Raw genomic sequence first — 17688 nt, 5'->3', positions numbered from 1 at the left:
TCATCAACATAAGTTCTTAGATAAAAGCTAAGCTAATGAAAGCCAAGTTAGTGAATCGTCGGCTTGCTGTCATCTTCATTTGGAGTAATTTCAGGGCCAAATTCCGAATAACATAAAATAGCTGACATACGTACAAACTCTTGCAACTCGGTGTAAGCCGCCTCTGACTCTTCGTCATCTTGTACGTCAAACTCAACCTGAGCGATCTCAGCTAAGTCTTTAATCACTTCTTTTACATCGCTTGATGCGCTATTTAGCTTAGGCTGGATTACCGCAATAGCGGTTAAGAAGCTTTGTGTCCATAGTGCTAATGCTTCAACACGGTGGCTAAGCTGCACTTCTTCTTCAGGTAGCAATAAAGTAAAACCAAACTCGTAATCACCTAAACGCGCTACCGTGTCTTGATAAAGCTCGGTAATTAAGTGCTGTAAATCATTTGGCAGCGGCTGACCATCGTTCATTAAATCGATAAGCGCTTTTTGCCAGGCATTACCTTGCTGCTCAACACCGCCACATATAAGTCCAACTAACGCGCCGTGAACCTCAACCGGATGCTGGCCAATTTCTGCCGCATCAAGGGCTTGTTTTAACTTATCAATACACAGTGAAGGTGGGGTTGCCATAGTCTTTTCTCGCTAGAACATTAATGACTTAATGCTAACAGAGTTGCCCCTGCTCACCAAATGATCGCCCCTATGTTGTAGGAAAAAAGTACCGATTTGCTCAGACAAACAGCAAATAAGAAAATTAACCTTGCTGTGCCTTGCTCTTTTAAATATTGCCCTATATAGTTCGCCAATATCGTGAATAAATTAAGGAAGACGCAAACTAGGTATGAGTAATCGTGCAGTAGAAATTACCCTTCTCGGTCGCACCTACTCAATCGCATGTCCTGAAGGACGCGAGGCAGCCTTGCACGCAGTCGCCAGCGAAGTTGAAAGCCAACTGAGCACCTTAAAAGCCCGCACGAACAATTTAAGCCGTGAAGAGTTAGCCATTATGGCCGCACTCAATATTGGCAACCAACTGTTTGAAGAAAAACAACAAAACAAACAGTACATGGCGCAAATGGACGAGCGTATCTCTCTACTTCAAGCAACGCTAGAAAATGCCTTGATTGAACGTAGCCACAAGGACGACTAAACTAGAATTTCTGATACACGCAACTGCGATTATCACCCCTGTTTTTGCTCCCTGGGATATGCGTTTAGCTGGTAATGTCCCTGTGCCGATATTTACAAACCCAGGGTAGATGCTTTTATTGACATTGCGCATGCTTGGCAAGTACCGAGAAGCCTTAGGAGATAAACATTTACCCGCCTTGAACCTACGGTTCAAGGGCTACACCGGCGACGGTATCTTGGGGAGCATTCCAACTTTATCTTATCTGTTATATCCAAATCCCTTCTGTTTAATACCTTGTCACGGGTTCAACTACTCTTCAGATAAAATCACGCCAAGCTCAACTGTGCGGTTTTGATAACCGCGCAGTCAGTGCTATTTAATTTTCTGCCCAAGGTTGCGTTTATAAAATCACGATTTGCCAGCCACATACGACAAAGCTATCAATCCATTCAAAGAGCGCATACAAGCAAATAGTCGATACAAGTATAGGTAAATGCATCATTTATCACAGTGAAAAATAAGCGGCTTGTATCGTTTTGGTAAATCTCCCCATATGCCAATTGTTAACCAACTAATGCTGAGGTATAACGCCTTCAATATTAATGGTTTGCAGTATGGATTATGACAAATAGATTACTAAGAGGGCTGTATTGTTGCTTGTTGTCACTCACGACAATTTGGCTCATAAGCGGTTGTTCTTCCGCCCCAGAACCAATCAAAACTGTCCCAGAAAAAAGACCTGCTGCACTGGCTAACTTTCCTTTAGATAGTCAATTTAGAGGAAAAGATACCGTCGATATTCAACTCGCATTAGCTGATCGCAACTTATACATGGATATCAACGATGAAATAAAAATGTTGTCTACCGAGCAGTGTGCTCTAGACATTTCTGCACACAGGGGAGACTTTCGCCAGCCAGAGAGTGGTCAAATGGCGATTGCAAGTGCATTAGTCGACAACTTTAACAGTGTAGAAATTGATGTGATGCTGTTAAGAGACGGTACCTGGGTTAATCATCACGATGAAGAAACAGGCCGAGCGACCGTGCATTACACCGGTGAGAAATACAAACTCAACCGGATGAATTTAAAACAATACACTGAGCTGAAACTAAGGGATAAAGACACCCGAGAACTCGTCAACATACGCCCAATCACGGCACTTGAAGCCTTTCAAACCTTTGCCTACTACCGCCATAGAGGACAGTCCCTTAATGTAGAAATTAAATCCTCTGCCAATGTAGAGCGATTAACTGAGCTAAACCAGATGTTATTAACCTATGTTGGTCAAGGGCACTTTTACTACTCAGCTGACGATATTCGCACTTTAGAAAAGCTGCGAGGCATTAACCCAAATGTTTATCTTGGCTTGGTGCAAAAAGCTCACCCAACCAGTGTCGATATCTTACTTGCCGATATGAAGAAGGGTGTCAAGAATGATGCTTACTATCTGGATAATCAGCGCAATTTCGAACGTGGGCATCGCTACGGCACCAAGCGATATCGTAGCAGATATCAAGATCACACCAGCAGTGCGGCATTAAATAAAATACAGCAAAAACTCGGCAGTCATTCCGGCTTACATTTGGATATTCGCAGCTTCATGCAAACGCCTGCAGTAAAAGCAAGAGCCAAACAGCGAGGAATGCGGGTTTACACCTACACGATTAACGGCACGGCCTATCATCAGCAACAGTTACAACGTTTAACCTCAAATCAATTACCTAATGGCGCAATTGTCGACGCCACACCATTTGAAGTATGCCAACGCTTATTTTCAGCCGCCAAACCTAAAGGCCACTATCAGCCATCGTCCGCTATGGGCAAATACATTGCGTCATTGCCAATTGATGCTGACTTTACTCAGTTCGCACAAATGCAGGGCTACCAAAGCGAGGGTTATTACATATCGCTCAATCATGGTCTTAAACGCATTGCACACACAAATGTAGCCGTTGCTGCTGAACACAAAACGCCCGATATATCTAAGGATGAGCCATTTCGTTTCCCGACGATTAGTGATGAAAAAATAGAACGAAACAATGGCGAAACCATCATCATCACATTACCAAGTAAGCACAATGAGCAATAATAAACAAAGCCCTTTTGCCAGTGGTTTATTGAACCAATCTCCGACACAGCAGCAGATGTCGCAGGCAGAAAAACAACTAGCAGATACCCAAAAACAGCAAGCAAAAGCCGAAAAGCAACAAGCTAAACAGGCAAAGCAAATTGCGCAAATTACCGCATTAGGCAAACCATTTTGGTGGGTGCTGACCATGTTTATTTGCTCGGTGGTTTACCTTTTTCCTGAGGCGGTATTTAACGCGGCGCTAGTAAATGTTGCAGGCGGTAAAAATGCCACAGAAGCCGAATTGCATGCAGTGGAGCTTTTCGGGCGAACCATTAGTGGTATCGGTGTCACCCTGTTATTAGCCGATTTATTACTTAAGGGAAAACGATTAGCCACGATTCCAAGCGCATTAGGCAGCTTTGCATTAATCGCCATCTTAGTTTGGCCGACAGTGTTTTTTGGCCAAAAATGGTTGGTCGACTATTTCATTATTGACGCCTCTACCCCAGAGCAGCGACAACAAGCTTACCTTTCACAGGTGCTTCGTAGCGCGTTGATCGAAAAGTCGATTCAATTTGAAGGTATTGAATACGATCCAGATCTGCCCCACACGGGGGTTGAGAAGACGTTCTTGTCTGTATTTGGCGGTTTAGTGTATGCCGATGATGTCTTGGTGTCAGAGCTTGAGCAACAAAAACGCCCTATTATGGAAAAGTTTGTCCGCGACCGCGCCATGGCAAACTTCGACAGCCACTATCAGCGTTACGACAATTTCCGTAGTGAGCTTCAGCAAGCTTATACGGACTACCTAGCGGGGTCAGCAAAGTACAATGATGCTTTGGCAACGTCACCTCAACGAGCTGACGAATATTGGCTTGATACACAAAACCAAGTTAAACAAGGTTGGCAGCAATACCAACAAGGTGAAGCGGCCTACGAAGCCCGAGTAGAAGCGCGCGCACAAAAAATAGCCCCACAAATTTACGCGTATTTTGAGCAACGCAGTAAATGTGCTGACATGAAAAAAGGCAGCCGAAGAGATAACTGCTTCGAGCGTATTCAAACTCGTTACGACCGCGAATTTGAAAAAAATAGCATGCCTTATATTGAGCCCAATGAGTGGTTAATTCGCGAAGAGATTTCTACCTCAGAAAATGTCACCAACTCCATCGTAACAGGCGTAATGACCTTAGGCTTATTTACCGCTATGCAGGCCATTGATGCGGCTACTGGCGGCGATGCTGGTATACGCGATCATCGCATGGTGTATACCAATGATGTTAATCACTATAAAAATATTCTACTGGTCAAAATGGAAGGTGACTTCATAAAAGAGTCTGGTGGCTACCCGCGCGGGATAAACGATATTCACCGCTTTAGGCATCACAAACTGACCAGTGACAAGGTGAGAACCCGACTCAAACAAAAAGGTTTGCACCTTGCTGACTACTGGCAGATGGCCAATCGAAGTGAGTTTGATAATGCTGTGGCTAGCAAAGTCAAACAAGAAGCTGACACTCGTTGGCGTAATGAAATGCGCAACAAAGGTTATAATATTCCTCCCAATTTATCTTGGCAGGCATTTCAGCAGCATCAACAAACCCAACAACGAATACAAGCTGAAATGGGTGACATGTATGTGTCTCCCACGCTAGCTGACTGGAATAATAAGCAATTTTTAAACCGAGTAGTTGAGCCTAATATTCAGCGCAACACCACTGAATTATTGCGTGTGCTCGAAGCACAAAAAGCGGAGTTTGCCGATGGTGGTGCATTTGAAGCATCAGGTAAATCTGCACTGAGAGCGACCATCATTCCGCCAATATCTATGTCACTAAGCTTAGCCTTAGTGTTACTGACGGTGCTAAAGCTGCCTATAAAAGCATGGGAATTAATCAAAGCCGCGAAACACAACCCTGCTGAGCCGCGCACCAAGCACTCTAAACAAAAACGGATTAATGCGGGCATATCGGCGACACTACTGGCCTCCATTTTTGTGGTGCCCATGTCATTTAGTAGTAATCAGTTCACCCTTGAAGACAGTGCTACCAACTACTTTTTCAGGCAGATGGAAGCCAATGATTCCGCCAGTATTTCCTATGCTTTGCGCTGGCTATTAACCACACAGCCGCTAGTACAGCCTATTGGTGATGCACTAGATAGCAGTTTGCAAATTAGCCGCGGCTTTGACGCTATCCGTGGCCCGATTCACCACCTTGATGAGGCCATGCAAGGATTCTCAGCAAACAGCAGTAAAGCGCATCAGCCCACTCAAGAGACAACAGCATTATTGCCGCTAAGCATTATCACCAACGCCGACAATGCACGTATTGCCGTGATGAATATTAAACCCAAATACTCACCACAAATGCAGCTACCGCAGGGCGCATATGACATTAAAGTCACTGCCCCTGGATATACACCTGAGCGCCAATGGGTGAATTTAACGGCAGAAAGCACTGAGTTCACTATCAATTTACATCGACAATAATCGCTATTTAAGCATGCTATTTCACATGCCTAAATCGCTCACTCATTCATTAAGTAGTAGGATTTTACAGTGAGTCAATTACAAGCGTTTCAAGATTACATTCGCAAGAATGGCCAAGACTTAACGGGTGAAAAAGTCCCTGTAGTGCTCAGTGATGAGCAAGCAAAGTCACCTAACCTTAAGTTTCATTTTGGTTGGACAATTGAAATTGGGGTCAATAAACACGACCATGGCCCCCATTGCCCGAGCGGGGTGAACGCAGGTAGCTCTCAGCAAGCTTGTGATTGTGCCCATGAAAATGCGAAACAGTATGTTAGCGGTCAAGACCCTTTCTTTAATGAAACTTTTAAAGGCATGCTGTCTAACGATGTCGCCAAAAACTTCGTCATTCGAGATAAATCGCTAGGCTCAGCACCCGATAGGTTTGTGGGCAGCGATCCATGCTATGTCTGCCATGGTACAGGGCAATGTGATTGTGGCACCTGTCATGGTAATGGCAGTACAAGCTGCACTCAGTGCGGTGGTAGCGGCCGTAACCATGTGACTCGACAAGATCACAATAATCGCACCGTATACACAACGGAAAGCTGCTCATCTTGTTATGGTTCGGGCAAAAAAACCTGCTACACCTGCCATGGCAGCGGTAAAGTAACTTGCGGAACGTGCGATGGCGGGGGCTATCTTTATTACAGCTACACCATTGACGGCGATGCTAAACGGTCAACAAAATGGTTCTTCAACAGCACGGATTACCATGACTGGACCCAAGATTATGTGGCCAATTCGGGGCTAGATATTATTAACGGTATGACAGGTATCACCGAGATTGACGTCAGTGAACCACTTGAAGGTTGTACTTTTCTTTACGGTCTCACCGCTGATCTCCCCACACTACAATTCACTGCGCATATCGATAACGTCGATACAAAAATGTGTTTCGCAGGGAGCCATAATGCCACCCATGATGCCGGTGGCGTATATGACCCTGCTGTGTGGAAACGAGCTCAAAAGCTTGGCGAAGGCAATAAAGAGTCTGATAAACAAGTATTAGCAACACCAGCCATTAAAGCTGTGATTGAAGCGCATGAAACCAATACGAAACTTGCCCTGTTGCAAGAAAACTGGGTTTCCAAGGATATAGCAGCCGCGGTAATGAGTAATTACCAAACGCTACTATCACAACTTAAAAAGCAGACTAATGCTGGTTTTATCTGGAAGCTGACTAAAAACTTAGTTCACTTTAGCTATATTTTCATAATGCTTGCAGCAGGTGTTGCGCTGCTATTGCCAGAAGTCGCATTTGAGTCACAACACCGCTTAGGCTTGTTAGATCATCATAGGTTCTATTTTGGCGCATTGATTGGAGACTTTGGCTTATTTGGTTTTCCTGTTTGGGCCAACTACCTCATCATCATTGCCTGGTTTGCCCTGCTGTACCACTTGCTCCCTAAACTGTATTGGAAACAAATTAGCCAGCAAAAAAGATGGTTACTCACCTTATCAATCGGCTTTGTCATGTCATATTTCATGCTCTCATTAGTGTCATTTAGTCTTTCTATTGGGTACTTTGTCATGGAACCAAGCAACATGATTGTAGGGCTAGCACTATTTGTTGGTATCTACATGGTGTTCTTTGGCGCCTTTAGTCCCCAAAAATGGTACATGAAACTGCTGGGCGGTGTGATAGCAACTATCGCTGCAATAGCGCTGCAATTTTTAATGATGTACTTGGATAAGCAAATGGGGTTATTACCAGATAATAATCAAGACTATATTGAGGGGCTCGCAAGTTTAATCATCCCTGCGGTGGGGTATGTTGTGTTTTCAGCTGTTGAAATTGCTGCTTTGAGTATTCCATTGGCAATTATGTTTACTCGAAGACGTTTTTGGCTAAACGCTAAATCAGCCATATCTGAATACAATAGCGCAGTGTTACTCAAGTCATTAAAGCTCGATAAATAACCGTATAACAGTACACAATCGAGATGAATGAGGCGGCCTAGGTCGCCTTTTTTATGCTAGTAGAAGCAATATTTTAATGATACGTTTATCAATAATTCTTGGTTGCTGTAACATGCTAACAGTGCCATTGTGAGTTAATCCCCTCTTAATGCCGTTCACCTCAAGAGATTATTGAATGACCTTAACCCGCTTTATGACTGAGCACATGCCTCACGCAGTTCCTGCCAAAGGGAATATCTCTATTAGCACTTTTGCCAACTCGGCAAGTCAAATTCAATTATTCGACTCAAACAATATGAGTCGTCAGGCAATTCGCCGCCATATTCGTCAAGAGCGCAATAGCATAACGCAAGATGAGCAGCAACAATTAGCACTGATTGCCAGCCGCCATTTACTGGCAGAAATTCAGCGCCTCAACGCCAAGCGTGTCGCCTTGTATTTAACTCATGACGGCGAGCTAGCTACTAACAAGATTATTGATGCGCTTTGGCAGCAAGGCATCGAAACTTACCTGCCCGTTGTGCACCCGTTTAGTCCGGGTAACTTGTTGTTTTTAAAATACGACAAGCAAACTGAGATGGTAGAAAACCAGTACGGTATTGGCGAGCCAAAGCTTGATGCATCTAAGGTGATGCCAGTTAATCAATTAGATGTCATCGTAACTCCATTAGTGGCATTTGATGACAGTGGTAATCGCATGGGAATGGGCGGTGGTTATTACGATCGCACCTTAGCGCAGGTTGTCGAAAGCCAGCCACTGGCTGTGGGTTTTGCTCACGATTGTCAGCAAGTTAGTAAACTGCCGGTTGAGTATTGGGATATTCCACTACCGCTCATCATCACGCCAACGAGACGTTTTTCGAGTATTGGGTAGCGTGCTAGCCGAAGTAATCCAAACATTGGATTACTTCAAATGCCGACCACCATCAACTGCAAAACTGCGACCTGTGACGTAGTGGCTGCTTAGCAAATATTCCACCAGCGAGTGAATTTCACCGTTGCCCGCTTCTTTTGGCAGAATTGCTTTGGCAAGGGTTTTGCTCTTGTATGCATCATCATCTGACTCATTAAACAAAATCATCGCTGGCGCAATGGAATTAACCTTTACCGCTGGGGCTAGGCTAGTCGCAAAAGAGAGGGTTAAGTTGTGAAGCGCCGCCTTACTCGCAGCATAAGCAATGTGCTTTTTACTGCCCTTTTCCGCGACATAATCGGTAATGTGAATGATATTGCTGGCGCCAATGCTGTCATCATGCAGTTTCGCATTAGCTTTTAACAATTCACTCAAACCTAAGTTTATTTGGTATGGTGCATTTACATGCACTTGCATCATGCGCTGCATAATCTGCTGCGGCGGCATATCGGCGTTATCTGGTAACCAGTCTGATGCGTTATGAATAATGGTATCAAGCTGAGTATGCTGGCTCACTTGCTCTATTAGGGCATCGATAGCGCCATCTTGGCAAAAATCACAAGGGATCACCGTTGCCCCAAGCTTAGCAAGCTGATCAACACTGCTGTAGTGAGAGCGATAAGTACCTATCACTTTATGCCCTTTCGCTAACAAATACTTGGCTAATGAAAAGCCAATGCGCTTACCAATACCTGTTATTAATACCGTACGACTCATATCCCGCTCTCAACTTTGTTTTATATTGCCATCATGACTGATGTGTCAGAATTAAACCATTGCAATTTAATGAATTATTTAGTTTTTCTGCAAATTCACTTGTCTATGTTACTCACCAAGCAATACGCATCTAGGGTAAATTCAGATCGCTTTTAGCCTTAACGGGCCACAATCACCTTTGAATAAGCTCGCCTCTCAAGCAGGCTTTTTACTGCAGGGCACACCAGGTAAAAAATAAGACAGAGCATCGACCAATTCTATTTCATTTATTTTCAATGGCTTAAGTTTACACAAAACTAACGTATTAATAGATCGAATAATACCTCATTAAATTAATACGTAAATCGATAGGATACTAGCCGCCACCAGACAAGGTAAACAAGCAATTTTTTTATCTAGTCGCTTGTTATTAAACATTATTATTAATCATGAGGGTTTTAAAATGAAGAAATCAGCAATTGCTGTTGCAGCACTGTTGGCATTGTCAACTGGTATGGCAAATGCGAGCGTACTTAACGGTTTTACCGGTAAAGTAGAAAGCGAATACACTACACAAGACAAATCAGCATATGTTGAAGGTCGTGTAGGTTACGACTTCAACTTTGGCGCGGTATCTGTAGTGCCATTCTTATCTGCTGAAACTAACTACAACGACCTTGGCGACAAGCGTTGGGACAGTGGCAACCTAGGTGGTGGTATCACTATCCAAACTAACTTTGACAACTTCTACGCGTACGTTGATGGCCGTGCAATGCGTAAAGACCGCATCAAGGTTCCAGCACCAACTGGTGAATTACCAGAGCTACCAACTCCAGAACTACCTGAAATTGGCGGTGCAACACCATATGCAAGTGGCGTTAACTCTCCAAATGGCATCAACTCAGTTCTAAAAGAGTACAAACTTGAGCTAGGTACAGGTTACAAGTTCGACAACGGCATCCAAGTTGGTGTTGAAGGTAGCTTCATCCGTGAGCGTTTCGAAGGTGTTAACAGCGATCAACGTGAGTTCTTTGGTGTACTAGGTTATGAAGCATTTGAAGGCTTCACTGTATACGGCAAAGTTGGCCGTGCAGACACTAAAGAGCCACAGCCACAGCTAATGTCTAGCAAGAAAGACGAGTGGGAAACTAAGTCAGTAATTGGCGTTTCTTACCGCTTCTAAGCAGCTAGCAACCAATTTGGGCTCAAGTGAATAAGCTTCATCTTTATCCAGTCCGTAATATGGATGAAGCTTAAGATCACTCACCGGTGCACACTCTCTCATCTGTATCGCATTGCGATCTTTGAGTGGTAAATGATTTTTAAGGGTCGCACTTGATAGTCACTGGGTTAGTTAATGCGCTCTGAGCATAAGCAGAGTCGTTAATTAAACAGTTAACTATACCGGTCATTTACTTCTCACACTTGAGCCCAACCTCTTTTTGTTAATTGAGCTTCTGGTCATTGAACCAGCTTTAGCTCTATTTTCACATCTATTGCATCAAGGTGGCTCTTATGAAATTCAGCAATCAAGCGCGTCTGCTATCAGTATGTTTTGCAACACTTCTATGCAGCCAGAATGCGTTAGCAAGTGATACTCAAGCGAGCAACTCAACCCCTGAACAATCTAAAGTAGCGCAAGCTAAAAGTGGCGCAACTTGGGTTGGTATTGTCGGTTTTGAAACTGCCCGCACGGTTAAGCCAGAATCAAAGCAAGACATCCAACAGGTTGAAGCCATTGTAAATGGCATTGGAATTAACTTCGCCGGTCTAAAATGGGACAACACCCTAGCAGCTAAAGTCAATCGCCGAGGCGAAATCAGTGTCGCCCGCAACTGGGCATACGGCTACTGGAACGACAACTTTGGTGTATCGATAGATCTCATCAAATCAGATTGGAAAGGCACAGGCCCAATTATTGGCGCTGTGGGTTTAGCCTACAAAAATCGCTGGGATAACTTGAGCCTACGCATTAATCCAACTGTTGCTAGATTGTCTAACAAACTCACCAACGGCAGCACCTTTGATGATACCGGTATGCAGTTAAACGTGCGCATGGATTATCAAATTAATGATCGTTTGAGCCTAAGGTTGCACCCGCAATATGCTAGCTGGCGCTCAGACCAAATGGGCGAAACTTTAAAAGTTGAACTTGGCGCGAGCGTCAACCTTACCGAAGACAAGCGTCATAAGTTGATGCTGGTCAATGAACACTTTTTAGTGAAGAACTCAGGTACAGGAATGCGCGTAAGATACGTTGGTGAAGACTCACCTATCGGTGGTTATGTACCAGGTACAGAGCAAACCTTCAAATTGCGTTATGCCTATGTATTTTAGTTAGAACAACAAGACCTTGAGTGCTCTACACTCAAAATAAAAATGAAAGCCCTTACCAGGCTGTCATCTGGGATTCTAATAATAACAAGCCGCTTGTTCGGTGAACGTCTCCCACTCGCCACCTAGATAGGTGGCTTTTTTTTTGCTTTTTTCTCCTTGCGAACTCTGAAACGTAATTCTGAAGCGTAACTGAGAAACAAGGCCTTCAACCTATTAGAAAAACTTAAAGGTGCTAATTCGACCTAAAAGTCGAGTTTGGGGATAATTCACTCAAGCCAAACGGCACTGAGATTTAAAACCAAATTAGCTTACACAGCACATTGAGGACACTACTATGAAAAAGTCAATTATCGCATTCGCTATCGCTGCAACAGTTTCTGCAGGTTTCGCTCAAGCATGTACCACAGCAGTATATGGCAATGACCAAGCACAAATGACCATGCGCACTATGGACTGGTTTGGTCAAGACCAAGCAGTTGTAGTTGGCACAGGCAAAGGCATGGCGACTCAGTACAGTGAAACTGACGGTGTAGAAACCACCAGCAAATTTGCGGCGCTAAAAATTGAGTCTTTTAACCCTGGCGTTGTAGCAGAAGCCATGAACGAAAACGGCTTTGAAGCACGTATTCTTTACCTAGGTAAAGAAGCAGGTACCAAGTTTGCTGATGACACAGCAGAAAAGCCAAATGTAGATGCTGGCATGGTTCCAACTTGGGCAGTAGACAACTTCGATAATGTTGCTGACGTAATTAATGCTCTGCAACAGGTGGACGTAGTCCCAACAGGTATCTGTGACCTACCAAACCACGAAGGTGAATGTATTTACCCACCAGTGCACTACCAATTTGCTGATGCAAGCGGCAATGCTGCAGTCGTTGAATTCATCGACGGTGAAATGAAGGTGTACACCGAATATGGCGCAAACTACATGAGTAATGACCCAGCGTTCGACCAACACTTAAAAGCTGACGCTGAAAAAGTAGAGCCTAACGCAACGATTAATCCACTAGACCGTCGTCTACGTGCCAAGGTCGTTATCGAAGACTTGTACACCCGTAATGTGACCGACATTAATAAGGCTAAGCTGTCACTAAAAGCAGTTGGTGCAACAGTATTCGCCGGTTACGACCAGTTAGACAAAGAAGTGAACGATATCTTCCCAACACTTTGGACTAACTACACCGACCGTACTAACAAAACCTGGACGCTAGATCGCTACGACAGCTGGGCAGCAGAACAATATAGCTTTGAGCAATTCGACACCACAGCAGCAAAACGTGTAGTACTTGGTCAAAACCCAAACCTATAACTCAATAGGTTATTCACTAAAAACGCTAAGGTCATTGCTACGGCCTTAGCGCTTTTTCCTTTAGGTCATGTTTCGTTTGTGGTTGTGAAAACAAGCATAGACAAAACATGACTCTAACTGTCACCTCTTTAATGACAAACATTGGCAACAAGCGAGCGGACTATGAGCAACACAATCAACAAATCACGAGTATTAATGGCTGTAACGGCATTAATTAGTACCATGGTGTTAAGCATGAATGCTAACGCTGAGGTTTCCTACAAAGACACCTTTGCTGATACCAAATCAAGAATAAGCATCGTGGACGAGCAAGGGCAAATTAATCTACCTGAAGACTATGCACTTCAAGGCTTTGTGCATCTAGGTAGCAATACAGTGACTCGTCCTGATGATGGCGTGTTGCAAAACATTAACTCAGCCTACACTCAAGCCGATGCGTTAATTGAATTCAACAAAACCGGTGTGTGGCCAGACGGCACAGTCATTATAAAAGACATCCGCTTTGTATCAGAAAACATGTCATTACTGTCAGGGGAAGTGCAACATCAAACTAGCCGTGACATTGCCTTTGTGATGGTAAAAGATTCGACCATGCGTTTTTATCAGTCTGAGCACAAGCAGCTATGGGATAGCAGCTGGGGTTGGGCACAATATGATAATCCAGAGCAACCACTCACCAATACCAACAAGAATGCCGAGTATTGTCAGGGGTGTCACTTACCGCAAAAGGCAAACGACTGGTTACATCTTGAAATTTATCATCGTATTAAATTGCCTAGCTTGCCCGCATCACCCAAGCTAAAAGCGCAAAGTAAACGCGCCAATCCAACACCTGTCATCAAGCTTGTTGAAATTGAGCCAGGAAGTGATTTAACCAAGGTTGCAGATGATAAGTCTGAATAGGCTCTAGGCTTTACTCGTCAAGTAAGCTATCAATAAACCATTGACCCGCCTGCCCGATGGCCTGAGACCAACACACCTCAACAGGCCATTCGAGCAAATCTGAGTCGAAATCAACCTTGAGCACTTTAACGCTGCCGTTATCAACAAGCTCTTTGGCTAAACGTTTTGGATACATGGTAAAACCAGTGCCATTAAGCAGTAGTGAGCGGATTTGGTATGTTTGATCGCATGAAATCACTTTAGGGCTGTAACGCAACGACTCTATTAACTCAGGTGTTGCCACACGGCCCTGAGACGACAACAATTGAAAATGTTCAATTAAGTCTAACTTAGTTAACTCGCCGCGGCGTTTCGCCAACGGGTGGCTGGTCGCAGCCACGAACTGCCAGTGTACTTTATCAAACATTTTGCTTTCTAAACCGCGAAGCGGAACCAGCGATGCTGGCGAGATAACGATATCGACAGAGCTACTTTCGGATGTCAGGTCGGCCTGCTCACTATCAACAATATTCACCTGTAGCTGTGGAAACTCCTGGGTTAACTCGTAAATGGCATTATTGACCTGCTCGGTAAAAGTAAAACCATGAACGGCTATGGTTAAAGATGTCTCAACCCCATCTTTTAGCGACTGCACTTTCTTCTCAATCGCTTCAAATCTAGGCATTAACTCTTGCGCCTGAAAATAAATCGCCTTTCCTGCATTGGTCAATTTGGGCGCTTTACCTGCAGTTCGATCAAATAAGCTTAAGTCGAGATCGACTTCCATGTTGTTGATCATCTGGTTCACCGCAGACGGGCTGACATTTAGCACTCTGGCCGCAGCCGAAAATGAGCCTTGATCGGCTACCGTGACTAAGTACATTAAGCGTTCAGATGTAATAAGCATGGCAACGCAGCCTCATTTGTTGTGGATTAAACAGTGGTAATAGTCGTTTGAGAATCATTACCACAATAGCAAGTCATCTAACTAATACCAATCCAATCAATTACCTTGCACATCTGACATCATTGCAAGCAACAGCTTTACCAAATCTTGCTCGGTAACCTAATATTGGAGATGAGCTGTACAAATGGTAACCTCCACCCCATACAACTCACAGGTTTATACGCCTGCAAATATTTAAAAGGGATAATTTGAAATTCATCAGCCAAACAAACAGTAATAAGTGGCTTATTGCCAGTATAAAAATGGCGATTGCTTCGAGTGTGTTCCAATTGCTGCCTTTATATCTGGATGCTATTTCTCGTCATTTATCATTGTCACCTTTTGAAATCACCTATATCGCCACCATCGAGATCCTCGGTTTTGCGCTGGCATCCTTTATTTGCTTTATCGCCAAGAAAACAAAGTCTTTTGAAATTAAAGAAAACGTTGCTCTGATGGTATTAGTCGTTAGTCATGTGCTCAGTGCACTGGTCACCGCAGAAGCTATTTTCTTTAGCTTGCGACTGGTTGCAGGCATTAGCGCAGGGGTTGTTATCGTAAAAACTTATGAAGTGCTGGCCAACGAACCCAACCCAGACGTGGCTTTTGGTAAAGCGATGGCGGTGCAAATGTGCTATGCAGCACTCATGTTTGTCTGCTTGCCATCGATACTGCACGGCTTTGGGTTTGACTCACTATTCTACATCTTTGCCGCGGCAGCTTTTTTAATGCTACTAGTACCAGCCAGCCCTGACTTTACAATTAACCATGCTCCTAGCCAAACACCAACTGAAGCTGCTCAGCTTTTAAAAGGCCTCGCCGCACTATTTTTATTTTCGTTAACACACTCTGGAGTATGGTCAATACTTGCGGTACTTGGACAAAAGCTCAGTATCGAACCTCAAGCACAAGGTAATGCTCTCGCTGTAGGCACTATTATCAGTTTGTTTGGCGCCTTACTTGCAGCTTGGATAGGCAAAGGAAAACATAAAACTCAGGCATTGATGCTCTGCGTGGTATGCCAGCTTGGCATTATCACCTTACTATTTAACAACCAATCCCAATTTGGTTATTTCATTTATATCTCGGTATTCATGTTCTTATGGAATACCATTTTGCCTTTATTCATCGGCACCATTTCGATTGCTGACAAGCAAGGGCAAGTGATTGGTTTTATGGTAGCAGCGCAAACGATTGGCGCAGCGATTGGCCCTTCTGCTCTGGTTCATGGCTGGATAGTTGTTGAGATGTCTGTATTAATTTTAGTCTCTGTATTTTTGCTCTACCCACTGTTACCAAAAGCAAAATGTCAAAACCAGAGTAACTAGATCACAGTAACTAAATTAGAGTCGCTTGGCTCAACTAACTAATCCAAATCAAGCACGATAAGTGTTTCTGCTAACCCATCAATAAACCGAATACATACTGATTCGTTGTAAAAACGAAATCCCGCTAATATCAGCCGCAGCTGAGCTAAAAGCAAGAGCTTAGCTAAAGTAGTGCTTTCGGCTGCGCTTTGCGCTAACCCTCTCAGGTCGGGAGCGCTACTTCAGCTAAGCTTTAAGTCAAACTCCAACGCTTTCCCGGCAGCTCAGCCTTTCAGTTCCTACCTTAGGAGGCAATATGAGCATCAATAACAGCCGTCAAACTTGTACGAACGAGACTTCTAAAGTAAATATCAGGCGAGTAACTAAACTTGCTTTAGTAGGTATGATACTGACGATTTCAGCGTGCAGTAATACACCATCTGGCAATACGCATACCATTCATCATGGTTGTGACTTGCGCTGCCAACATGATCTAGAGATGGAACGCAGAGAACTGCGTGAGCGTAGACTAGTGGATGAGATAATCATTCGAGATATTATTGAACGTGAGCAAGAGCCTATCCCTGAGTTATATGACTAAAGCTTGGAAAATCAACTAACTATCCATTCAACAGCGCTCTAACATTTTACTCTGACCCAAATGTTAAAAAAGCTACCTTTCTCAATTAAGAAAGGTAGCTTTTTTGTGCTAATTTCTGGTGCAGTTAAGTCAACCTTTGACTTAACTGCTGGCTTTAAAAGCCTTTGCTTAGAAGTAGTAGTTAGCTTGTAACCAAGCTACTGTGTCTTCTTTCATTTTGCCGTGCTCAGTTTTCACTTCGCCTGTGTACTCAACCTTGAAGCCTGCTGATAGCTGTGGTGCTAGCATAAAACCGCCACCCACTTCGATCTGGTTGATAAATTCTTTGCTCTTGAAGTGATAAGTCGACTTAGGGTTTGCATATAACCAGTGACCAGCATCAAACGCGTACATCGCATACACACCAGCTTGTGCTAAACCTGAGCGGTCATACTTATTGGTATATTTGTTCGCATCGTCGTCAAAACGCTTCGCCTGAGTACCACCTACGCTTAGCATAGGGAATACCATGACATTGTCAGATACTTGGAACTTATAGATCATACCACCAAGAACGGTTTGGTTGTTTTGATCGCCAATCACGTCAACAGAATAACCAAGACCATCAGTCACGTGGAAGTAGCGTGCGCGACCGCTTAAGTCGCCGGCTTTGCCGTCTCGAGCTGTATTTTCGCCGTCTTTGTTCTTAAAAGTTAGGTCTAGCTGGAAGATGTTCGCACCAGCGCCATACATACCGTTGATTTGAGTGTTGTCTTTCGAAGCACTCACACCAAGCGTAGTAAAGCTTGCGGTAGGATCACCATAGTTAACGTCTTCTTTAGCTTCATCTGCCATTGCGCCGAAGCAAGTCATTGTAGATAAGGCTAAAACTGATAAGGCTTTGTTGATTGATTTCATTGTGTCACCCTCGTGTTGTAATCATTGACGGGAGACATTATCTCAGCAATATAGCGATACGTTTAATTAATAAGTATCAAATATATTAATACATCAATCCAGTCCATACTAATTTAGCAAAGAGTCATCAACCAGTTTGGTAAAGAGTC

The 17688-nt window shown here is 43.8% G+C and carries 15 protein-coding genes and 1 other RNA gene; 12 read left to right on the top strand and 4 right to left on the bottom strand.

What is annotated here, in order from left to right:
* Positions 1-47: 47 nt before the first annotated feature.
* Positions 48-623, bottom strand: coding sequence for a UPF0149 family protein (locus G3R49_RS09425; protein WP_130601213.1), 576 nt, complete (start codon positions 621-623; stop codon positions 48-50).
* A 211-nt stretch (positions 624-834) separates the two neighbouring features.
* Between G3R49_RS09425 and G3R49_RS09420 the strand changes: the two genes are divergently transcribed.
* The 6 genes from G3R49_RS09420 (at position 835) to G3R49_RS09395 (ending at position 8525) form a co-directional block, all read left to right on the top strand.
* Positions 835-1143: a cell division protein ZapA gene (locus G3R49_RS09420; RefSeq protein ID WP_130601211.1), complete on the top strand. Its 309-nt coding sequence runs from the start codon at positions 835-837 to the stop codon at positions 1141-1143.
* A gap of 45 nt (positions 1144-1188) precedes the next feature.
* Positions 1189-1371, top strand: a non-coding RNA gene (ssrS, locus tag G3R49_RS09415) — 6S RNA.
* Positions 1372-1746: 375 nt separating this feature from the next.
* Positions 1747-3216 carry a glycerophosphodiester phosphodiesterase family protein gene (locus G3R49_RS09410; RefSeq protein WP_167869493.1) on the top strand — a complete coding sequence of 490 codons (1470 nt, stop codon included), beginning with the start codon at positions 1747-1749 and terminating at the stop codon, positions 3214-3216.
* Positions 3206-5689: a hypothetical protein gene (locus tag G3R49_RS09405; RefSeq protein WP_167869492.1), complete on the top strand. Its 2484-nt coding sequence runs from the start codon at positions 3206-3208 to the stop codon at positions 5687-5689. The genes G3R49_RS09410 and G3R49_RS09405 overlap by 11 nt, the downstream gene beginning before the upstream one ends.
* Positions 5690-5758: 69 nt before the next feature.
* On the top strand, positions 5759-7651 hold the full coding sequence (locus tag G3R49_RS09400) for a hypothetical protein (protein ID WP_167869491.1): 1893 nt from the start codon (positions 5759-5761) through the stop codon (positions 7649-7651).
* Positions 7652-7826: 175 nt separating this feature from the next.
* Positions 7827-8525 carry a 5-formyltetrahydrofolate cyclo-ligase gene (locus tag G3R49_RS09395; protein ID WP_167869490.1) on the top strand — a complete coding sequence of 233 codons (699 nt, stop codon included), beginning with the start codon at positions 7827-7829 and terminating at the stop codon, positions 8523-8525.
* A gap of 30 nt (positions 8526-8555) precedes the next feature.
* Here the strand turns inward: G3R49_RS09395 and folM are convergent, their stop codons facing one another.
* Complete coding sequence (folM, locus tag G3R49_RS09390; protein ID WP_167869489.1) at positions 8556-9281, bottom strand: dihydromonapterin reductase; 726 nt, start codon at positions 9279-9281, stop codon at positions 8556-8558.
* Positions 9282-9723: 442 nt separating this feature from the next.
* On the opposite strand from folM, the gene G3R49_RS09385 reads away from it, so the two are divergent.
* The 4 genes from G3R49_RS09385 to G3R49_RS09370 all read left to right on the top strand — a co-directional run bounded on the left by G3R49_RS09385 (position 9724) and on the right by G3R49_RS09370 (position 13809).
* Complete coding sequence (locus G3R49_RS09385; RefSeq protein ID WP_130601201.1) at positions 9724-10443, top strand: hypothetical protein; 720 nt, start codon at positions 9724-9726, stop codon at positions 10441-10443.
* Positions 10444-10775: 332 nt separating this feature from the next.
* Positions 10776-11597, top strand: a complete 822-nt coding sequence (locus G3R49_RS09380) for a hypothetical protein (protein WP_210147176.1) — start codon at positions 10776-10778, stop codon at positions 11595-11597.
* Between the two features lie 334 nt (positions 11598-11931).
* Positions 11932-12906 (top strand): linear amide C-N hydrolase, encoded by a 975-nt coding sequence (locus G3R49_RS09375; protein WP_167869488.1) that lies wholly within the window; start codon positions 11932-11934, stop codon positions 12904-12906.
* 162 nt (positions 12907-13068) lie between these two features.
* Positions 13069-13809 carry a cytochrome P460 family protein gene (locus tag G3R49_RS09370; RefSeq protein ID WP_167869487.1) on the top strand — a complete coding sequence of 247 codons (741 nt, stop codon included), beginning with the start codon at positions 13069-13071 and terminating at the stop codon, positions 13807-13809.
* Positions 13810-13819: 10 nt separating this feature from the next.
* Here the strand turns inward: G3R49_RS09370 and G3R49_RS09365 are convergent, their stop codons facing one another.
* The gene (locus tag G3R49_RS09365; RefSeq protein WP_130601195.1) at positions 13820-14695 is read right to left on the bottom strand and encodes a LysR family transcriptional regulator; all 876 of its coding nucleotides are present in this window, start codon (positions 14693-14695) and stop codon (positions 13820-13822) included.
* A 248-nt stretch (positions 14696-14943) separates the two neighbouring features.
* On the opposite strand from G3R49_RS09365, the gene G3R49_RS09360 reads away from it, so the two are divergent.
* Both G3R49_RS09360 and G3R49_RS09355 read left to right on the top strand, forming a co-directional pair.
* Positions 14944-16062: an MFS transporter gene (locus tag G3R49_RS09360; RefSeq protein ID WP_167869486.1), complete on the top strand. Its 1119-nt coding sequence runs from the start codon at positions 14944-14946 to the stop codon at positions 16060-16062.
* Positions 16063-16357: 295 nt separating this feature from the next.
* Positions 16358-16642, top strand: a complete 285-nt coding sequence (locus G3R49_RS09355) for a hypothetical protein (RefSeq protein WP_130601191.1) — start codon at positions 16358-16360, stop codon at positions 16640-16642.
* Positions 16643-16810: 168 nt separating this feature from the next.
* On the opposite strand, the gene G3R49_RS09350 is transcribed toward G3R49_RS09355, so the two are convergent.
* Positions 16811-17539, bottom strand: a complete 729-nt coding sequence (locus G3R49_RS09350) for a hypothetical protein (RefSeq protein ID WP_207234072.1) — start codon at positions 17537-17539, stop codon at positions 16811-16813.
* Positions 17540-17688: the final 149 nt, after the last annotated feature.

Origin of the sequence: Shewanella sp. WXL01 (genome assembly GCF_012263345.1) — a bacterium.
Taxonomy (GTDB): Bacteria; Pseudomonadota; Gammaproteobacteria; order Enterobacterales; family Shewanellaceae; genus Shewanella; species Shewanella maritima.
This window is presented reverse-complemented; position numbering and strand designations above follow the sequence as displayed.

Bases quoted from the DNA above. Each gene is read 5' to 3' on its own strand.
- G3R49_RS09395 (WP_167869490.1), top strand. From the start codon at position 7,827: ATGACCTTAACCCGCTTTATGACTGAGCACATGCCTCACGCAGTTCCT.
- G3R49_RS09385 (WP_130601201.1), top strand. From the start codon at position 9,724: ATGAAGAAATCAGCAATTGCTGTTGCAGCACTGTTGGCATTGTCAACT.
- G3R49_RS09350 (WP_207234072.1), bottom strand. From the start codon at position 17,539: ATGAAATCAATCAACAAAGCCTTATCAGTTTTAGCCTTATCTACAATG.
- G3R49_RS09410 (WP_167869493.1), top strand. From the start codon at position 1,747: ATGACAAATAGATTACTAAGAGGGCTGTATTGTTGCTTGTTGTCACTC.
- G3R49_RS09420 (WP_130601211.1), top strand. From the start codon at position 835: ATGAGTAATCGTGCAGTAGAAATTACCCTTCTCGGTCGCACCTACTCA.
- G3R49_RS09405 (WP_167869492.1), top strand. From the start codon at position 3,206: ATGAGCAATAATAAACAAAGCCCTTTTGCCAGTGGTTTATTGAACCAA.
- G3R49_RS09425 (WP_130601213.1), bottom strand. From the start codon at position 623: ATGGCAACCCCACCTTCACTGTGTATTGATAAGTTAAAACAAGCCCTT.
- G3R49_RS09365 (WP_130601195.1), bottom strand. From the start codon at position 14,695: ATGCTTATTACATCTGAACGCTTAATGTACTTAGTCACGGTAGCCGAT.
- G3R49_RS09370 (WP_167869487.1), top strand. From the start codon at position 13,069: ATGAGCAACACAATCAACAAATCACGAGTATTAATGGCTGTAACGGCA.
- G3R49_RS09375 (WP_167869488.1), top strand. From the start codon at position 11,932: ATGAAAAAGTCAATTATCGCATTCGCTATCGCTGCAACAGTTTCTGCA.
- G3R49_RS09380 (WP_210147176.1), top strand. From the start codon at position 10,776: ATGAAATTCAGCAATCAAGCGCGTCTGCTATCAGTATGTTTTGCAACA.
- G3R49_RS09355 (WP_130601191.1), top strand. From the start codon at position 16,358: ATGAGCATCAATAACAGCCGTCAAACTTGTACGAACGAGACTTCTAAA.
- folM (WP_167869489.1), bottom strand. From the start codon at position 9,281: ATGAGTCGTACGGTATTAATAACAGGTATTGGTAAGCGCATTGGCTTT.